The sequence below is a fragment of the Paenibacillus apiarius genome (assembly GCF_017052585.1).
GTDB classification, from domain to species: Bacteria; Bacillota; Bacilli; order Paenibacillales; family Paenibacillaceae; genus Paenibacillus_B; species Paenibacillus_B apiarius.
In genome coordinates this window covers 4,661,829-4,678,530 of record NZ_JAFFHZ010000001.1, presented here as the reverse complement: position 1 = coordinate 4,678,530, position 16,702 = coordinate 4,661,829, and the positions used below count along the sequence as shown (strand labels likewise).

The following is a 16,702-nucleotide window of genomic DNA, read 5'->3' as shown; positions in this document are numbered from 1 at the left end:
TCCATGGCGTTCTAGTACGCGCGAGCAAACACAACCGTATGCTTAGCCGCCTCTCCGCACACCAAGCAAGTTGTCTTCTTCTCCTGCGGATCGAACGGAATATTACGGCTCGTTGCGCCGGTTTCGTCCTTCACGTGCTTCTCGCACGCTTCTGAGCCGCACCATCCGGCAAGGGTAAAGCCGCGTTTCTCATCCATTTCCGCTTTCATCTCGTCAATCGTATCGACCGTGTAGAAATGCTCATCGCGGAATTTCTTGGCGCGGTCATACATTTCCTGATGGACATCCGCAAGCATTTTGCTTACTTCTTCCACCAAGTTCGCTTGTTCTACCACGCGCTTCTCGCCGCTAATGCGGGATACGAGGACACATACGCCGTTCTCCATATCACGCGGGCCAATCTCAAGACGCACCGGCACGCCGCGCATTTCGTATTCATTGAACTTCCAGCCCGGACTAATGTCTGAACGGTCGTCCATGCGGACACGCACGCCGGCACGCTTCAATTCACCGAACAGTTCGTTCGCACGGCCTACAACTTGATCGCGAAGCTTTGCCGGACCGATCGGGATCATAATAACTTGGGTCGGAGCCACCTTCGGCGGCAAGGCAAGACCGCGGTCATCCCCATGCACCATAATTAGGGACCCGATCAGGCGGGTGCTCACCCCCCAAGACGTCGTATGCACGAATTCCTGCTCGTTCTCGTGGCCCAAAAACTTAATATCGAACGCTACCGCAAAGTTAGTGCCCAAGTAATGGGATGTCCCGGCTTGAACAGCCCGTCCATCCTTCATCATCGCTTCGATGGAGAAGGTCTCGACAGCACCCGCAAATTTCTCCGAAGGCGTCTTCTGGCCTTCGATGACCGGAATGGCCAAATAATCTTCGACGAACTCGCGGTAAGTCTTCAGCATCAGCATCGTCTCTTGACGCGCTTCCTCTTCCGTTTCATGCGCAGTGTGACCTTCCTGCCACAAAAATTCGCTCGTGCGCAGGAACGGAAGCGTGCGTTTCTCCCAGCGAACGACGTTCGCCCACTGATTGATAAGCACCGGCAAGTCACGGTACGATTGGATCCATTTCGAATACATGTGTCCAATCATCGTCTCGGAAGTCGGGCGGATCGCCAGCTTCTCTTCAAGCACTTCACCGCCGGCTTCGGTTACCCATGGCAGCTCTGGATTGAAGCCCTCCACGTGCTCCTTCTCTTTTTGGAAGAAGCTCTCTGGAATGAACAACGGGAAATATGCATTGCGGTGCCCCGTCTCTTTGAAACGGCGGTCCAGCTCCTCGCGAATATGCTCCCAAATTTCGTAGCCGTCAGGACGGAAGACGATACAGCCGCGTACCGGCGAGTAGTCCATCAATTCCGCCTTCTTGATGACGTCAATGTACCAGCGCGAGAAATCCTCTTGCTGAGGTGTAATTTCCGTAACAAATTGTTTCTCTTTCGACATAACGGTTAAAATCCTCCCGAAGACACAATCCGCATCACCATTTGTTCCGTACAGCTGTGTCATATAAATGCTTGCTTAAAAGGCGTTCTTTGATAAGTTCTCCGCTTCTATTACCCTTTAACTAAACGAAGTATATCGTTGTAGGTCACAGCCAGCATCAACAGCATCAGCATGGCGAAGCCTACGAAATGAACCATGCTTTCCCGATTCGGATCAACCGGCTTGCCGCGAACTCCTTCGATTCCCAGGAAGACAAGGCGGCTCCCGTCCAGCGCCGGTATAGGCAACAGGTTGAAAATTCCCAAATACAAACTGAGGATCGCCGTCCAGAAAGTCAATTGCGCGATTCCCTGCTTGGCGAATTGTCCGGTTACTTCGAATGTTCTTACCGGTCCCCCAAGATCATCGAGGCTGAACTGTCCAAATATCAGCATGCGGAAGCCTTCAAAGATGCGTTCTGTCGTATCGACCATCGTGACACCCGCGAACTTGATCGTCTCTCCGAACGAAGCGGTCCGAGTCGGGAGCGTTGGCACAATTCCGACCTTCCCGCCCTCCTGACCTTCCACTTTTTGCGGAGTAAGCGTTACTTTGAAGACTTCATCGCCCCGTCGAATGACGAAATCCACCGGCTTCCCTTCAGACTTCGATATGAGCGCGATCATTTTCTCCCGATCTCCGCCTACTGCCATGCCATCGACCTTTTCAATGATGTCCCCTTTTTGCAAATTCGCTTGCGCAGCGGGCAAATCGGGCGTGACATCACCGATTTTGACATAGGTCGGATTTTCTACCGGCATCCCTGCGATTTGAACGTATGTGCCGAACAATAGGAAGGCAAGGATGAAATTCATCAGCGGTCCCGCAAAAATAGCCATTGCGCGCTGTCCGACCGTCTTGCTGCCGAATTGGCGGTTGTATGGAGCGATTTGGGTTTCATCGCCTTTCACGACCATCATCGCTTGCGGATGTATATCGTAAGTGAGCGTTTCACCGTCTACGTCCATCGTTACTTTCAATTCGCGCTCCAAATCGATCTTGCTCACTTCGCCGCGTATGACTTGTTTACGCATGTCCAATTGATCGAGATACAGCTTCGTCACTTGCTTGTCGGCAAGACGAATGGCAATGGTCTGCCCGGGCTGTATTTCTATGATTTCGGGATCTTCCCCCGCCATGCGCACATACCCGCCGACGGGAAGCAGCCGCAGCGTAAAACGCGTCTCCTCTCGAGTATAGGAGAATATTTTCGGTCCAAACCCGATTGCAAACTCTCGCACGAGAATGCCTGCGCGTTTTGCAAAAAAGTAGTGTCCCCACTCGTGGATCGTCACGATGACGAAAAAGACGAGTATAGTTAAAAATACGATCTGCACCATCTGCACTTCGTTGCATCCTCCTTCACGATTTCGGGTCGCCGTTTATCTATATAGATTATCATTATTCTCCGATGCCGCACAAGAGAGTCCGCTAAAGCCAATGGGTGCTATAAAATTGCAGCGGCTTCCGTTCTCGCAAGCCGATCCGCCTCTTGTATTTCCTCTAAGGATGGAACAGCGATAAGTTCATGCTTCGAAATCAACTGATACACAATTCGTTCAATATCCAGAAACCCAATCGCCCCCTGCAGAAAAAGGGCAACCGCAACTTCATTGGCTGCATTGAACACGGTCGTCGCCGTACCGCCTGCCTTGCCGCATTCGCGGGCGTACCGCACCATCGGATAACGCTCATAGTCCATTTCGCGGAAGTTCAGGTTCGCTACCTGCGCCAAATTCAATGAAGGGGCTTGGTTTTGAATCCGATTCGGATAAGTAAGCGCGTATTGAATGGGCACGCGCATATCCGGCACGCCCATTTGCGCGATAATGCTGCCATCCTGATATTCTACGAAGGAATGGATGATGCTTTCTGGATGAATAAGCACGTTAATGCGATCATACGGCATATCAAACAGCCAATGGGCTTCAATAATTTCAAGTCCTTTATTGGCCATTGTCGCCGAATCGATCGTGATTTTGGCGCCCATGGACCAATTTGGATGATTCAACGCTTGTTCTATCGTTACATGCGCTAATTCATCCCGCCTTTTGTCACGAAAGCTGCCTCCAGATCCAGTAAGCGTAATCGAACGAATCGCTTCGGGCGCTTCCCCGTTCAAACATTGAAAAATGGCGGAGTGCTCGCTGTCGATGGGCATCAGCATGACGCCTTTCTCCTTTGCGCGAGCCGTTACTAAATGTCCCGCTGTCACTAACGTCTCTTTATTCGCGAGCCCTATCGTCTTGCCCGCTTCAATGGCCGCCAAGGTCGATTGCAGCCCTACACTGCCTACTACCGCCGTAACGACAAGCTCCGCTTCCTGATTCGCCGCAACTTCGATCAAGCCTTCGTCGCCATAGAACAATTCTACATCGCCTGGAAGCTGGTGGCGGATGCGGTCTGCGACCTCTTTATCCTGTACGGATACTTTGCGCGGCCGGAACTCGTGTACTTGCTCTAAAAATAAAGCAGCATTTCGTCCTGCTGCCATTGCCTCGATCTTGAAATGATCCGGATGATGTCTGACAACGTCCAACGTTTGCGTGCCGATGGAGCCTGTCGAGCCTAATACAGCAATCCGTTTCATCCTTCCACCTCTTTTATTTGTATCTATTCGCTAATAACTTCAGAACTGAAGTTCGATTTACAACGTTAAAAGTCCGATCAGATGGACAAAAGGAAACACGATAAGCCAACTGTCGCACCGATCCAGCACGCCGCCGTGACCCGGAAGCAAAGTTCCGGAATCCTTCACTCCACGAACCCGTTTATATGCGGACTGAATCAAATCCCCGATTTGCCCAATGACGGCTGCCGAGAGTCCCAATCCAAAAGCCAATGCCAAGGTCATGAGATCCGGTCGAATGAAATGAAACATACAGGCGATGATGACAGAGGTTATGACGCCTCCCAGCGCTCCTTCAACTGTCTTGTTCGGACTGATGGCCGGCCACAGCTTGTGCTTCCCGACAGCTCGTCCAACGAAATAAGCGCCAATATCTGACGCCCAAATGGCAGCAAACAGCATCAAGGTCCAAAACAAACCTTCGTCTCCCATGGACGTGCGCGTCAACATCATATATTTAAAACCAATTCCGATATAAAATGCGCCAAGCCACAGTTGGGATACGTTCTCAATCGATACTTTATTTTTGGTAATGACCGTCATGCACAGCATCACGAACATGCTGAACCACACGACCGTCTCCATCGACACCGACCACGGCAGAGACCAACGCGCCCAAGGAATCACGATTATGGCCAAAATGACATAGCCTGCAATAGACGTCGCATCGAATGGCTTCACATGATGCATACGGGCAAACTCATAATACCCCGCAAAGGCTAACGCGAGGAGCAGCAATTCATAAGGCATACCGCCAATGACGCACAATACACCGAATAAGGAGCCGGCTATAAGTCCCGTAATGATGCGCTGTTTCATAAAGACTGTTCCTCCAACTTAATGTAATCCACCGTATCTGCGAGAACGGCGTTGATATTCCAGAACCGCCTCCATCAGATGCCGCTCCGTAAACTCAGGCCAATACACATCGGTGAACCACAATTCACTGTATGCAAGCTGCCATAACATAAAGTTACTTAACCGCATCTCTCCGCTCGTCCGTATGAGCAAATCCGGGTCCGGTAAATTGTGTGACAGCAAATGATTATGAATCGTGTCTTCATTAATATCATCAACATGAAGCGATCCTTCTTCAATCTTCCGCGTAATCTCGCGAAAGCCTTCAATCAGTTCACGCTGGCTGCCGTAGTTCATCGCAAAATTCAAAATGAGCCCTGTATTGTGTTTCGTTTTTTCGATTGCTTCCTCAAGCGCCTGCACCGTATGCTGCGGCAAGCGATCGCGGTATCCCATCATGCGAACTTGAACATTTTTTTCAATCAACTCGTCAAGCTCAATCGACAAAAACTCCTGCGGAAGCTTCATAAGGAAATCTACTTCATCTTTCGGGCGTTTCCAGTTTTCAGTGGAAAATGCATACATCGTCAGCACCTTGATGCCGATGTCATTTGCGGCGATGGTGACACGTTTCACAGCTTTCATTCCTGTATGATGGCCTGCGACGCGCGGCAATCCACGGTTCTTCGCCCAGCGCCCGTTGCCGTCCATAATAATCGCCACGTGCTGCGGGATATTTTCGGGCATCAGTTCCGGCGGTTTGCGGCTTCCCCTTTGCTGCAACCACGCTTGGAATCGCTTAATCATTCGGTCTCCTCCAACCCGGTGATGAAAAAAAAGACAATAAACCCCACCGTGCGGAGGGGCATGAAGAACATATCGCTAATCTCGTTCTCGTATGTTACACTTCCATAATTTCTTTTTCTTTTATCGCCAATACTTTATCGACTTCGGCAATATATTTGTCCGTCGATTTTTGAATGTCTTCCTGATGACGACGCGATTCATCTTCGGAAATTGTCGTTTTTTCCAACTTCTTAATATCATCGTTCGCATCGCGGCGAACGTTTCGAATGGCAACTTTTGCTTCTTCACCGTATTTTTTTGTTTGCTTTACAAGGTCAGAACGGCGTTCTTCCGTCAATGGCGGAATGGTCAAGCGGATAATCGTACCGTCATTCGCTGGCGTCAAGCCAAGATCCGATTTCATAATCGCTCTCTCGATTTCGGACATGGACGATTTGTCCCACGGCTGAATGATGAGCGTTCGTGAATCAGGCGTGCTGATGTTAGCCAGCTGATTCACTGGAGTCATCGCACCGTAGTATTCAACTTGCACACGATCAAGCAATGCAGGTGTAGCGCGTCCTGCACGCAGGGTAGCAAGTTCGCGTTTCAAGGCCGAAATAGCTTTTTCCATACGTTCTTCTGCGTTTTTTTTCACTGCTTGTGGCACTAGTTTACACTCCCTTTTACTATGGTTCCAATCTTCTCGCCGAGTACGACGCGTTTAATATTGCCTTGTTCCGTAATGGCAAAGACGATAAGCGGAATGTTGTTATCCATGCAAAGCGAGGATGCAGTAGAATCCATGACTCCCAGGTTGCGATTTAATACTTCCATGTAAGTCAACTGTTCGAATTTTTCGGCAGTCTCATCCTTGAATGGGTCGGCAGAGTAAACCCCGTCGACTTTGTTTTTTGCCATCAAGATGACATCCGCTTCGATTTCCGCAGCGCGCAATGCTGCCGTCGTGTCCGTCGAGAAGAACGGATTCCCTGTTCCTGCCGCGAAGATGACGACGCGTCCCTTCTCCAAGTGACGGATAGCGCGGCGGCGGATATATGGTTCAGCGATTTGCTGCATCGCAATCGAAGTTTGCACGCGTGTCGGCACGCCGATTTGTTCGAGCGCATCTTGTAATGCAAGCGAGTTCATTACGGTTGCAAGCATCCCCATATAATCGGCCGTACCGCGGTCGATGCCTTTCTCGCTGCCTGCAATACCGCGCCAGATGTTGCCGCCGCCGCATACAATCGCGACTTCAACACCAAGCTCCACGACCTCTTGGACTTGTTCGGCTATAGAATTGATGACTCCAGACTCGATGCCGTAGCCTGCTTGACCTGACAATGATTCCCCGCTCACTTTAAGTACGATGCGTTTATAAACCGGTTGTTTCAATGTTTACCCTCCACTTTTCCTAACGGCCGCTAAAAAAGAAGGAACACAATGTGTTCCAACTTTTTAGCGCGTCTGTTGATTACGTATCAGCCGCGTCACCATATGAAAACCTGTAAGGAAAGGTTAGTTCATATTTGCTTGGGCCATGACTTCTTCAACAAAATTATCTACTTTTTTCTCCAAGCCTTCACCCAGTTCGTAACGAACAAAGCGGCGAATCGAGATGTTTTCACCGATAGTTGCGATTTTTTCATTCAGCAACGTTTCGATTGTTTTGTCCGGATCTTTGATAAAGAATTGCTCCATCAAGCAGAACTCTTCATAGTATTTGCTGATGCGGCCTTCAACCATTTTTTCAACGATTTTCTCAGGCTTGCCTTCGTTCAGAGCTTGAGCCTTCAAGATTTCCTTCTCTTTTTCGAGTTCATCTTGAGGAACTTCTTCACGACGAACATATTTCGGAGAAGCTGCTGCAATTTGCATTGCGATATCGCGTGCAAAGTCTTTAAATTGGTCTGTTTTTGCTACGAAGTCGGTCTCACAGTTGATTTCAACCAATACGCCGATGCGTCCGCCAGCGTGAATGTAGGATTCAACAACGCCTTCCGTTGCTACGCGTCCTGCTTTCTTCGCTGCTGCTGCCAAACCTTTCTCGCGGAGAAGTTCAATCGCTTTTTCCAAATCACCGTTTGTTTCATCCAATGCTTTTTTGCAATCAAGCATCCCTGCGCCTGTTTTTTCGCGCAATTCTTTTACTGCACTCGCACTTACTGCCATGTCGTGTTCCCTCCATCAATGATTTGGCCGCCCCGCGTATGTATCACCGGAGGCATTCTGCCGGATAGTGTACGGTCTTTAAAAAAAGGGCGGTGAGAGGTGAACCACCTGCCAACCACCCTTTGTTCATCCAATTATAATTTCAAACTTAAGCTGTTGTTTCTTCGCCTTGATGAGCTTCAACGATTGCATCAGCCATCTTGGAAGTCAACAATTTCACTGCACGGATCGCATCGTCGTTACCAGGGATAACATAATCGATTTCATCCGGGTCGCAGTTCGTATCAACGATACCAACGATTGGGATACCCAATTTGCGAGCTTCTGCAACTGCAATGCGCTCTTTGCGAGGATCGATGACGAACAATGCGCTAGGCAGGCCCTTCATATTTTTAATACCGCCCAAGAACTTCTCAAGACGATCTTTCTCTTTGCGGAGCAAGATGACTTCTTTCTTAGGCAATACTTCGAATGTTCCGTCTTCTTCCATCGCTTCAAGCTGCTTCAAGCGATCGATACGCTTCTGAATCGTTTGGAAGTTAGTCAACGTACCACCCAACCAACGTTGGTTGATATAGTACATGCCACAACGCTCTGCTTCTTCCTTGACGGAATCTTGAGCTTGTTTTTTCGTACCAACGAACAATACCGTCCCGTTGTCTCCTGCGAGGGATTTTACGAAATTGTAAGCTTCCTCAACTTTTTTCACTGTCTTTTGCAAGTCAATGATGTAAATACCGTTACGTTCTGTGAAGATATATTTGTCCATCTTAGGGTTCCAACGACGTGTCTGGTGACCGAAGTGTACCCCAGCTTCCAACAGCTGTTTCATGGAGATAACTGCCATCTTCACTACACCTCCCAATATGGTTATTTATCCGCCGCCGATATCATCTTTCCCCAAGACTTCCCGCACTTGCCGCGACAGAAAGCACCCTTGCAGAAATTAATCGGCGTGTGTTCTTAACACCGTCAATTAATATACCATAACGCCATTCGAGTTGCAACCGTTTTGTCGCGCTTATGCCTGAATCATCATTGTTATTGGTTCAGTCATCAATGGCGAGCCACATTTTTCATCCTTCGCTTCACTCTCCGGCAGGTTCAGATACGGCAAAAACAGCTCACTTCTTATCCTTATTCGCCGGCTCCCGCTGTCCTTGTTCAGTAACCTCGTCCACTGGTTTATTCCGGGGCACCAGCTCTAGTCCAGCTCGTTCCGCCGCCCCACGCAGCTCTTGCTCCGTCAAAGGCACCTCATATTTTTGCCCAAGCAAGATCAATTGAAGCAGCAATCCGCCTATAATAATGCCTGCACCAAGTCCGATTAAAAAGCGACGATCTTTAAACACGGCGAACCTCCTGCTGTTCCAAGTGAATAATTAATTGCACTTCACCTCGCGGCATCGATAACCGCTGTGCTGCCTCTTCTTCCGAGCACCCTTGGTCCAGCAAGGCGAACAGCTCCGGATACCGGGAGCGCAGCGGCACGGCGGCCGGCGTTTCAGACAAGTCATCTGGGTATGTCTCCGCGAACCTGCCCGCTTCATTCGTCCCGATTATCGCTTCCTCACTGGCCGCCCGCGGCATTGAAAGAGACTCTGGCGCCGCCTGCTGCTCCTGCTCGCGGCTCTCGCCCCTGTCATTTTCCTTAGCGGACGCAAGCCGCTCTTCGAAGCTGCTCCAATTGCGCTCCAGCTTGTCCATTCTTCTTTTCAACGCGTCATCGCGCAAATCGCTTTCTTTCTTCATGCGCTCGATTACTGTAATGAGCTTCTCATTTTCCTCTTCCAACTCTCTCATGTAATGCTCCAGCGTTTCTTCCATGTTGCGGCGCAGTTCGGTTGTTCCGCCTTCCGGCACAACCTTCGGCCGCAGCATTCCGACGACCGCGACAGCTGCTCCGAGCAGCAATATGTACATCCATGGCTCCATCTCTGTCCTCCTCACGCGCAGACCGCAATCCATTGAAAATGGAAACGCCGCGAACCTCATTACCACGGGTACCCGGCGTTATTACTAACACATGAAATCGATATGCTTCCCTTTATAGGGATGTTCCGCAGGCTTGGAAATTATAAGCGCTTCGCTATTTTGCGCGGCCTCGTGCCGTTCTTCGGAATGTTCCCGTTCCGAATCCGGTCTGTCCTCTTTCTCCTGATCACGAATGCGGCTTTCCTGCGCTGATTGCACTTCTTCATTGCGCTGGCTTGATTTCTTAATCATCTTCTCCGCCTGTTCATTCAACAGCGATTGTTCTGTGAGCGGGCGCTGCTGCAGCTGTTGATGAATTGCCGAGGCATCCTGCGTGCGCGGAATGGCGATCTGCATTTCCACCGGCTTTACATTCATCCCATCACCTCATCTGATTCCATTGAATCATGCCGCATTAATAATAAGTCGACATCACAATCTCGCCTTCAGACATTCGGAGAGAGATACGCTGCACTGCATCCTTAATAAAGCGTGTGGTGCGGCCGATTACGATCTTCGAGCCGCCATATATCACATTTATCACATCGACCGAAGCCAACGCGGTTTCTTCCAACATCTTTTCAATTTCCAGCATGCGTTCCCGAATTTCATTTTGCTCTTGCGTCACTTGCTTCTTTGTCGAATTCAGCTTAATCCGCATTCCGAGCTTTTCTCCGGTCAATTGACCTGCTGCTGCCATCTGATCCAATAGGCGCAAGGCCTTCTCTGTCTTCTCCAAGCTGTCAATGCTGCCCCGCAGCTTCGCGCGCAGCTCTGTTAGTTCATTGCGCAAATCCGGCAAGACTCCGACCTCGATCGTCGTCGCCGTCGACATGGTATTGCCAATCGTGCGTGCCACGACACGATCTCCTGCCTGAATGATTCCCCCAACAATAAGCCCTTTTGTTCCTTTGCAAATTACTTGTCTGCTAGCGCGGATATTGGCATGCATAATACTTTGCGATACGATGACGTCCGTTGCAGCGATTACATTTGCCTCTTGAATGAATGTGCATTTTACATGCTGTCCTGCTTTGACGTATCCTTTGTTTCCCGCGATGATGCCGCCGCTAATCTCGACGCAGCCTGCGGCCTCAATCTCCGCGCCTTCGACGCCGCCATATACGCGGATATCGCCGGCGGCTTGAACGCGGAATCCTGTCAGCACGTTGCCGCGAATGACAATCGTGCCGATGAAATCGATATTTCCGGTCCGGTAATCAACATCCCCGTTCACTTCATAGACGGGGAATACATGTATGCGGTCCTTGTCCATCTTCGAGACCAGCCCGTCAATCGCGGCGTACATCGCCCGCTCTTCCGAATCGACGACGACGTTTTTGCCTGCCTTGAAGCGGGCCTCGCGCACTTTCCTCGGCGGAATCGCCTCGCCTGTAACTGCCATCCCGGGTATTCCCTCTTTACTCGGAATGCGTTCTGCAAGGATTTGGCCCTTTTTTACATTGTCCAGCTGCTTGACTTCTTTAAAGTTGACCGTGCCATTTTCCAGTTCAGCCGGTTTCGTCTCCCGATCTCTTTGCGGCAGCAACACATTGATTCGTCCGTCTTCACCCGCTATGGGTGCTTTTCCATGAGCAATCATCGTTGCACCACGTGCAAAAGCATTGGGATTAGATGCAATTTCTTGAAGCACTTTCGTCTGAATTCCGAATCGAACGCCATTGCTGTGGAGCATTGTTTCCAACTGTTCTGCCGTACATTGAAATGCTGCATCGAACTTAACAAACTGCACATAGGCATGAAGCTTGTCCTCAGAAACCGTCACTTCCAAATACTGTTCCAAGGCCAACGTCATACTCATGAAAAATCCCCCTTTCTGCCTTTTCATTTTTAAGCATCGCCAGCCAGTGCCTGATTACGCTTCCAGCAACATACTCTTATGTTTCTCCAGGGTCGTTCTGAGGCGCATAATCGCCTTGGAATGCAGCTGAGATATGCGGGATGGAGACAAGGACATGACTTCGGCGATTTCGCTTAACGATAAATCTTCATAATAGAACAGCGAGATGACAGTACGCTCTTTCTCTGTCAGCTTATCAATGCCATGCACCAAAGATTCTTTCAAGTAATGCTCGTTTACTTTGCTTTCCGGGTTTTTGGCCTTTTCATCGATTAACAAAGAAATGCGCGTCTCCGACTCATCTTCCCGAATCGGGTCCTCCAAAGAGCATACGGACATGATAGATACATCCTGTACCATGCTTTGAAATTCTTTCTCGCCTATATTTAAATACGTGCTCATCTCTTCATCGGTTACAGTTCGCAAATATTTTTGTTCCAAATGTTGATACGCTTCTTCGATTTTCTTTGCTTTCTCACGAACCGAGCGCGGTACCCAGTCACCTTGGCGGAGCCCGTCCAAGATGGCCCCGCGGACGCGCCAAGAAGCATACGTTTCGAACTGCAATCCTCTGCGATGATCGAATTTCTCTATAGCATCGATCAGGCCCATCGCCCCGTGACTGGCGAGATCATCTTTACTGACATTGCGGGGCAAACCGGCGGCAAGCCGATTTGAGACAAAGTCCACGATGGGCAAATGAATTTCGATTAATTGTTTTCTCGCGTCAAGGTCTCCATGTTCTTTCCAACGTTCCCATAGCTCAACATGGGAGCACGGGTTTAATTTCTGTACGCTCACCGACAGTCAGCCTCCTTACTTTTGTGTCAGGTGACGAACAGCTTGTGCCAATTGTTCCGCGTCCATCTGCGGCTTGGTCACGAGCTTGGGCGGGTTTAACGGCTGAAAGGCGCTTCCGTTATCGTCTTCCCGATCGGCTTGCTTCTCTTCGCTAGGCTTCGTCAGCAACAAATCATGCAGCATATCGCTTTCATCCGGCGTAGTCATATCCACCGTCTGTCCTTTGTCAGCCGTCTCTTGGACCGAGCTTTGCTCCTGCTGCGGCTGCTGCAATATACCGGCAATAAATCGAAGCGCGAATCCAAGCGCGAACCAGATGCAAAACGCAATGATTCCTCTTATGATGCTGGTCGTCCATACGTTGTTGCTCCAAGAAGAAAAAAATGTAATGACAAATCCGACGGCTCCAAAAATAAAATTCCAGCGTATAGTTCCTATCATGGCTTATATTTCCTTTACACCCATCTGCACACTGCGAATATTCAACATACCATCTCCGCAGCGCAATTCAATTGTACGACCGTAATTTCCGCCTGTATCCTCTGCCAATAAGGGTATACCGTGTGTTAGCAGCATCTGCTTGCATGATTCCACATTACGCGGTCCGATGCGCATCATGTCATTGTTCGATGCGAACGCAAACATTTGCGCGCCTCCCGCCATTTTTGCTTGCAATCGTGTTAATTTGGCTCCCTCCAGCGTCATACGTCGAATCAGTTCAGGAACAGCAGTGTCGGCATATTTCGCAATGTTGCGCACGCCATCGCGTGCAATGTCCGAAGATGGCAGCATGACATGCGCCATGCCGGCAATATGGGCAACGGGGTCATACAAAGTCAATCCGACACAAGAGCCTAAACCGGTCGTGCGTATGGAGCCTGTAAGGCACACATTCAAATCGGCCATGCCGACTTTAACAACCGTGGACTCTTCAATCATTCGAATGGCACTCCCAATGCAGCAAATATTTTTGAAAAAGAGTCCGGGTCAGGTATTAAGAAAAAGGTTCCTTGCACTTCATCGCAGCCTTCCAAAAACTTCGTATCGATTAATAGTGCACTGTCTCCCATCTCCCCATATTGCAAAATGCCATAGTTCAGCACGGCCCCTGCCATGTCTATCGCCAGTTGCGGCACGGTCGGCGACATCGACAGACGGGTGAAATCTGCCAGGGAAGACAAATACGACCCGGCTAAAATGTTGCCAATCTCGGATAGCGCGGATATTTCCATTTCCGAGAACGCTTGTTCCTCTCCCGCAGGGAAGAATTCCAAATTCGACAACAGCTTCTTTGCCGGTTCCAGTTCAAACATAAAAAAGAGATGACTTGATGCTTCGCCCTCCACACGAAAGTAGATGGCTATCACAATCTGTTCAGCGCCCCCTACTTCATCGGCAATGCACTCAAACGGGACCAGCCTTACTTTAGGAACCGCCATGTCGATCGGACGGTTAAGGAGATGGGAGAGGGCCGTTGCGGCGTTGCCGGCACCAATATTGCCCACTTCCTTTAACACATCCATCTTGAAATCTTCGAGGCGTTCGTACAAATGCACGGCTTTATGCCTCAAGCTGTTCTAGCTTAATAATTTCACTTTTATTTAAAACTTCGGCCAAGTTGAGCATAATCAATAAGCGATTATCCCCGAATTTGGCGACGCCGCGCAAATATTTCGCTTGAATGCCTCCGACGACTTCAGGAGCTGGCTCGATATCATCTGAGGTAATATCGATGACGTCACTCGCGCTGTCAACGATGAAGCCGACTTCCATTTCATCATGCGCGACGATAATGACTCGCGTCTGATCCGTATGCTCTGCTTCAGCCATCCCGAATCGGCCGCGCAGTTCAATGACAGGCACGACTACGCCGCGGAGATTGATAACGCCTTTAATGAAATCAAACGTCTTTGGAACGCGGGTAATCGGCATCATGCGCTCGATCGTCTTCACCTTTTCCACTTCAATACCGTACTCTTCCTGTCCCAACGTAAAGACAACGACTTTAATTTCCTCTGCCATGTCGTATCCTCCTTAAGCTTGATATGCAACAAGTAGACACTCTTATTTAAGCAACGCGTTCGTATCGATGATCAATGCGACTTGCCCATCTCCCATAATCGTCGCGCCCGAAATGCCCGGTGTGTTCTTTAAGTAGTTGCCAAGCGGCTTTAGCACAATTTCGCTTTGACCGACGAAGTCGTCGACGGCAAGCGCTGCTAAGCGCTCCCCTTTGCGAATGATAATAATCTCGATCTCATCTTCATCCATGTCGGAATAGCTGGTGCAATCGAACAGGCTGCTCAGCGATAAGAGCGGAATGACGCTATCGCGGTAATCAATCATGCGAATGCCGCCATGAAGCCGGCGAATATCGTCTTTCTGTACCAATCCTGTCTCCACAATAGAGGTTAACGGAATCGCATACTTTTCGCTGCCCAGCTGGAACAGCATCGCCGATAAGATTGAAAGCGTAAGCGGAAGCTGAACGATGAAGGTCGTGCCTTGCCCCAGCTTCGATTCGATAACGACATGGCCGCCGAGCGACGCAATTTTGGATTTCACCACGTCCAGGCCCACTCCGCGTCCGGAGACGTCGGATACTTTTTCCGCCGTGCTGAATCCGGAAGCGAACAGCAGCTGGTACACTTGCTCATCGCTAAGAGAATCCGCTTTGTCCGGGTTGACAATACCGTTCTTTATCGCCTTGCTCAAGATTTTGTCACGGTCAATGCCGTGGCCGTCTTCCTCAATTTCGATGAAGACATGGTTTCCGCTTTGGTACGCACGCAATTGCACCGTGCCGGTCTCCGGTTTGCCCTTCGCAATGCGCTCATCGATGGACTCGACGCCATGGTCGACTGCATTCCGCAGCAAATGCACAAGCGGGTCGCCAATTTCATCGATGACGGTCCGATCCAACTCCGTATCGGCGCCCGTAATAATGAAATCGACTTTTTTGTCAAGTGATTTCGCCAAGTCGCGGACCATGCGCGGGAAGCGGCTGAATACGACATCCACCGGAACCATCCGCATCTTCAAGACGATGTTTTGCAAGTCTGAGCTGACACGCACTAAATGCTCTACCGTTTCTGTCAGATCGTGCTCCTTCAGCTCGCCTGCCAGTTGCTCCAGACGCACGCGATCGATAAGCATCTCGCTTAATAAGTTCATCAGCACATCCAACCGCTCGATATCCACCCGAATCGTGCGATTCTGAACCGCCTTATTCGGTGCGGGCGACGCGGCTCCTTTTTTTGCGGCATCCCGCGTCGTGCTGGCTGGCGGTGCAGGCTTCGGCTTGTCTTGCTCTGCGGCTGGCTGCGCTGCAGCCGCCGTTTCTTTGGCTGACGCATGGACTTCATCCATACGCTGATTCCAGTGGCGCACATCTTCCAGTGTCATATCTTTGATGACCACTGACTCAAGCTCGGACACTTGCCCGATTTCTTGCTTAAGCTGCTTCTCCTCGGTCTGACTGACAAAAAAGATGGAGAAGCCGCTGTCGAACTTGTCCTGCTCGATATCCTGAGCCGGCGGTGCGGATTTTACCACTTCCCCGTGCTCGCTAAGCACTTGAAATACCATATAGGCCCGGGCGGCTTTCAGCACGCAGTCCTCTCTCAGCTCGACCCGGATATGATAGACGTGCATCCCCGCTTCAAGCGATTGTTCCAAAATGCTGCGCTGGAACTCGTCCAGGCTATCGCTTTCGCCTGGCTCCGCTTCCTCGGATGCGGAGCCGCCAGCAGCCTTTTCTTTCTTGTAATCCCCCGACACGATGGATTGCAGCGAAGCGACAATCGTAGTCACATCCGCCTTTCCCTCACCGCCGTTCGTAATGTCTCCAACCATCGCTTCCAGCGCGTCCAAGCTGCGGAAGAGCGTATCGAAGATGAATTCATCCATCGATAGCTGATGGTTGCGCACCATATCAAGCACATTTTCCATCTGATGGGTTAAGGATGCCAAGTCTTCAAAGCCCATCGTTGCCGACATCCCTTTTAATGTGTGAGCGGAACGGAAGATGACTTGAACAATGCTGACATCGTCCGGCTGATTCTCTAACTCTAGCATGTGCTCGTTCAACGCTTGCAAATGGTCGTTCGCTTCGTCAATAAACATGGATAGATACTGGTTTAAATCCATGCTCGAACACCCCCTTTAACGATTTGCACT

General features: G+C 50.0%; 19 protein-coding genes. All 19 read right to left on the bottom strand.

Annotation, left to right across the window (positions count from 1 at the left end; translation table 11 throughout):
* Nucleotides 1–11 precede the first annotated feature (11 nt).
* Entirely contained in the window at nucleotides 12–1,460 is a 1,449-nt protein-coding gene (gene proS / locus JSQ80_RS20915; RefSeq protein ID WP_206096554.1) for a proline--tRNA ligase, read from the bottom strand.
* A gap of 110 nt (nucleotides 1,461–1,570) precedes the next feature.
* Nucleotides 1,571–2,845, bottom strand: a complete 1,275-nt coding sequence (gene rseP / locus JSQ80_RS20910; RefSeq protein WP_206096553.1) for an RIP metalloprotease RseP — start codon at nucleotides 2,843–2,845, stop codon at nucleotides 1,571–1,573.
* Nucleotides 2,846–2,946: 101 nt separating this feature from the next.
* Nucleotides 2,947–4,089, bottom strand: a complete 1,143-nt coding sequence (locus tag JSQ80_RS20905; protein ID WP_206096552.1) for a 1-deoxy-D-xylulose-5-phosphate reductoisomerase — start codon at nucleotides 4,087–4,089, stop codon at nucleotides 2,947–2,949.
* A 57-nt stretch (nucleotides 4,090–4,146) separates the two neighbouring features.
* Nucleotides 4,147–4,947: a phosphatidate cytidylyltransferase gene (locus JSQ80_RS20900; protein ID WP_087432871.1), complete on the bottom strand. Its 801-nt coding sequence runs from the start codon at nucleotides 4,945–4,947 to the stop codon at nucleotides 4,147–4,149.
* Between the two features lie 18 nt (nucleotides 4,948–4,965).
* Entirely contained in the window at nucleotides 4,966–5,733 is a 768-nt protein-coding gene (locus JSQ80_RS20895; RefSeq protein WP_087432870.1) for an isoprenyl transferase, read from the bottom strand.
* Nucleotides 5,734–5,827: 94 nt separating this feature from the next.
* Nucleotides 5,828–6,382 (bottom strand): ribosome recycling factor, encoded by a 555-nt coding sequence (gene frr, locus JSQ80_RS20890; protein ID WP_206096551.1) that lies wholly within the window; start codon nucleotides 6,380–6,382, stop codon nucleotides 5,828–5,830.
* Nucleotides 6,382–7,110, bottom strand: coding sequence for a UMP kinase (gene pyrH / locus JSQ80_RS20885; protein ID WP_019425018.1), 729 nt, complete (start codon nucleotides 7,108–7,110; stop codon nucleotides 6,382–6,384). Before pyrH ends, frr begins: the two co-directional genes overlap by 1 nt.
* 123 nt (nucleotides 7,111–7,233) lie before the next feature.
* On the bottom strand, nucleotides 7,234–7,887 hold the full coding sequence (gene tsf, locus JSQ80_RS20880) for a translation elongation factor Ts (protein ID WP_087432869.1): 654 nt from the start codon (nucleotides 7,885–7,887) through the stop codon (nucleotides 7,234–7,236).
* A gap of 148 nt (nucleotides 7,888–8,035) precedes the next feature.
* Complete coding sequence (rpsB, locus tag JSQ80_RS20875) at nucleotides 8,036–8,734, bottom strand: 30S ribosomal protein S2 (protein ID WP_087432868.1); 699 nt, start codon at nucleotides 8,732–8,734, stop codon at nucleotides 8,036–8,038.
* Nucleotides 8,735–9,011: 277 nt separating this feature from the next.
* A complete protein-coding gene (locus JSQ80_RS20870; protein WP_206096550.1) occupies nucleotides 9,012–9,239 on the bottom strand; it encodes a hypothetical protein in 228 nt (75 codons plus the stop codon).
* Nucleotides 9,232–9,822, bottom strand: a complete 591-nt coding sequence (locus JSQ80_RS20865) for a hypothetical protein (RefSeq protein WP_206096549.1) — start codon at nucleotides 9,820–9,822, stop codon at nucleotides 9,232–9,234. The genes JSQ80_RS20870 and JSQ80_RS20865 overlap by 8 nt, the downstream gene beginning before the upstream one ends.
* Nucleotides 9,823–9,906: 84 nt before the next feature.
* On the bottom strand, nucleotides 9,907–10,239 hold the full coding sequence (locus tag JSQ80_RS20860) for a hypothetical protein (RefSeq protein ID WP_087432865.1): 333 nt from the start codon (nucleotides 10,237–10,239) through the stop codon (nucleotides 9,907–9,909).
* A 37-nt stretch (nucleotides 10,240–10,276) separates the two neighbouring features.
* Nucleotides 10,277–11,683: a DUF342 domain-containing protein gene (locus tag JSQ80_RS20855; RefSeq protein ID WP_206096548.1), complete on the bottom strand. Its 1,407-nt coding sequence runs from the start codon at nucleotides 11,681–11,683 to the stop codon at nucleotides 10,277–10,279.
* Nucleotides 11,684–11,737: 54 nt separating this feature from the next.
* Nucleotides 11,738–12,523 carry a FliA/WhiG family RNA polymerase sigma factor gene (locus JSQ80_RS20850; protein WP_087432863.1) on the bottom strand — a complete coding sequence of 262 codons (786 nt, stop codon included), beginning with the start codon at nucleotides 12,521–12,523 and terminating at the stop codon, nucleotides 11,738–11,740.
* A 15-nt stretch (nucleotides 12,524–12,538) separates the two neighbouring features.
* Nucleotides 12,539–12,964, bottom strand: coding sequence for a hypothetical protein (locus JSQ80_RS20845; RefSeq protein WP_206096547.1), 426 nt, complete (start codon nucleotides 12,962–12,964; stop codon nucleotides 12,539–12,541).
* 3 nt (nucleotides 12,965–12,967) lie between these two features.
* Nucleotides 12,968–13,462 carry a chemotaxis protein CheD gene (locus tag JSQ80_RS20840; protein WP_087432861.1) on the bottom strand — a complete coding sequence of 165 codons (495 nt, stop codon included), beginning with the start codon at nucleotides 13,460–13,462 and terminating at the stop codon, nucleotides 12,968–12,970.
* The gene (locus JSQ80_RS20835; RefSeq protein ID WP_087433073.1) at nucleotides 13,459–14,046 is read right to left on the bottom strand and encodes a chemotaxis protein CheC; all 588 of its coding nucleotides are present in this window, start codon (nucleotides 14,044–14,046) and stop codon (nucleotides 13,459–13,461) included. The genes JSQ80_RS20840 and JSQ80_RS20835 overlap by 4 nt, the downstream gene beginning before the upstream one ends.
* A 37-nt stretch (nucleotides 14,047–14,083) precedes the next feature.
* Nucleotides 14,084–14,545, bottom strand: coding sequence for a chemotaxis protein CheW (locus JSQ80_RS20830; RefSeq protein WP_206096546.1), 462 nt, complete (start codon nucleotides 14,543–14,545; stop codon nucleotides 14,084–14,086).
* Between the two features lie 42 nt (nucleotides 14,546–14,587).
* Complete coding sequence (locus tag JSQ80_RS20825) at nucleotides 14,588–16,672, bottom strand: chemotaxis protein CheA (protein WP_206096545.1); 2,085 nt, start codon at nucleotides 16,670–16,672, stop codon at nucleotides 14,588–14,590.
* Nucleotides 16,673–16,702 lie beyond the last annotated feature (30 nt).

Excerpts from the sequence above, each read along its gene's own strand:
- JSQ80_RS20830 (WP_206096546.1), bottom strand. The coding sequence starts at position 14,545 with ATGGCAGAGGAAATTAAAGTCGTTGTCTTTACGTTGGGACAGGAAGAG.
- JSQ80_RS20840 (WP_087432861.1), bottom strand. The coding sequence starts at position 13,462 with ATGATTGAAGAGTCCACGGTTGTTAAAGTCGGCATGGCCGATTTGAAT.
- JSQ80_RS20825 (WP_206096545.1), bottom strand. The coding sequence starts at position 16,672 with ATGGATTTAAACCAGTATCTATCCATGTTTATTGACGAAGCGAACGAC.
- tsf (WP_087432869.1), bottom strand. The coding sequence starts at position 7,887 with ATGGCAGTAAGTGCGAGTGCAGTAAAAGAATTGCGCGAAAAAACAGGC.
- JSQ80_RS20905 (WP_206096552.1), bottom strand. The coding sequence starts at position 4,089 with ATGAAACGGATTGCTGTATTAGGCTCGACAGGCTCCATCGGCACGCAA.
- JSQ80_RS20835 (WP_087433073.1), bottom strand. The coding sequence starts at position 14,046 with ATGGATGTGTTAAAGGAAGTGGGCAATATTGGTGCCGGCAACGCCGCA.
- proS (WP_206096554.1), bottom strand. The coding sequence starts at position 1,460 with ATGTCGAAAGAGAAACAATTTGTTACGGAAATTACACCTCAGCAAGAG.
- JSQ80_RS20865 (WP_206096549.1), bottom strand. The coding sequence starts at position 9,822 with ATGGAGCCATGGATGTACATATTGCTGCTCGGAGCAGCTGTCGCGGTC.
- rpsB (WP_087432868.1), bottom strand. The coding sequence starts at position 8,734 with ATGGCAGTTATCTCCATGAAACAGCTGTTGGAAGCTGGGGTACACTTC.
- JSQ80_RS20900 (WP_087432871.1), bottom strand. The coding sequence starts at position 4,947 with ATGAAACAGCGCATCATTACGGGACTTATAGCCGGCTCCTTATTCGGT.
- JSQ80_RS20845 (WP_206096547.1), bottom strand. The coding sequence starts at position 12,964 with ATGATAGGAACTATACGCTGGAATTTTATTTTTGGAGCCGTCGGATTT.
- JSQ80_RS20895 (WP_087432870.1), bottom strand. The coding sequence starts at position 5,733 with ATGATTAAGCGATTCCAAGCGTGGTTGCAGCAAAGGGGAAGCCGCAAA.
- JSQ80_RS20855 (WP_206096548.1), bottom strand. The coding sequence starts at position 11,683 with ATGAGTATGACGTTGGCCTTGGAACAGTATTTGGAAGTGACGGTTTCT.
- JSQ80_RS20860 (WP_087432865.1), bottom strand. The coding sequence starts at position 10,239 with ATGAATGTAAAGCCGGTGGAAATGCAGATCGCCATTCCGCGCACGCAG.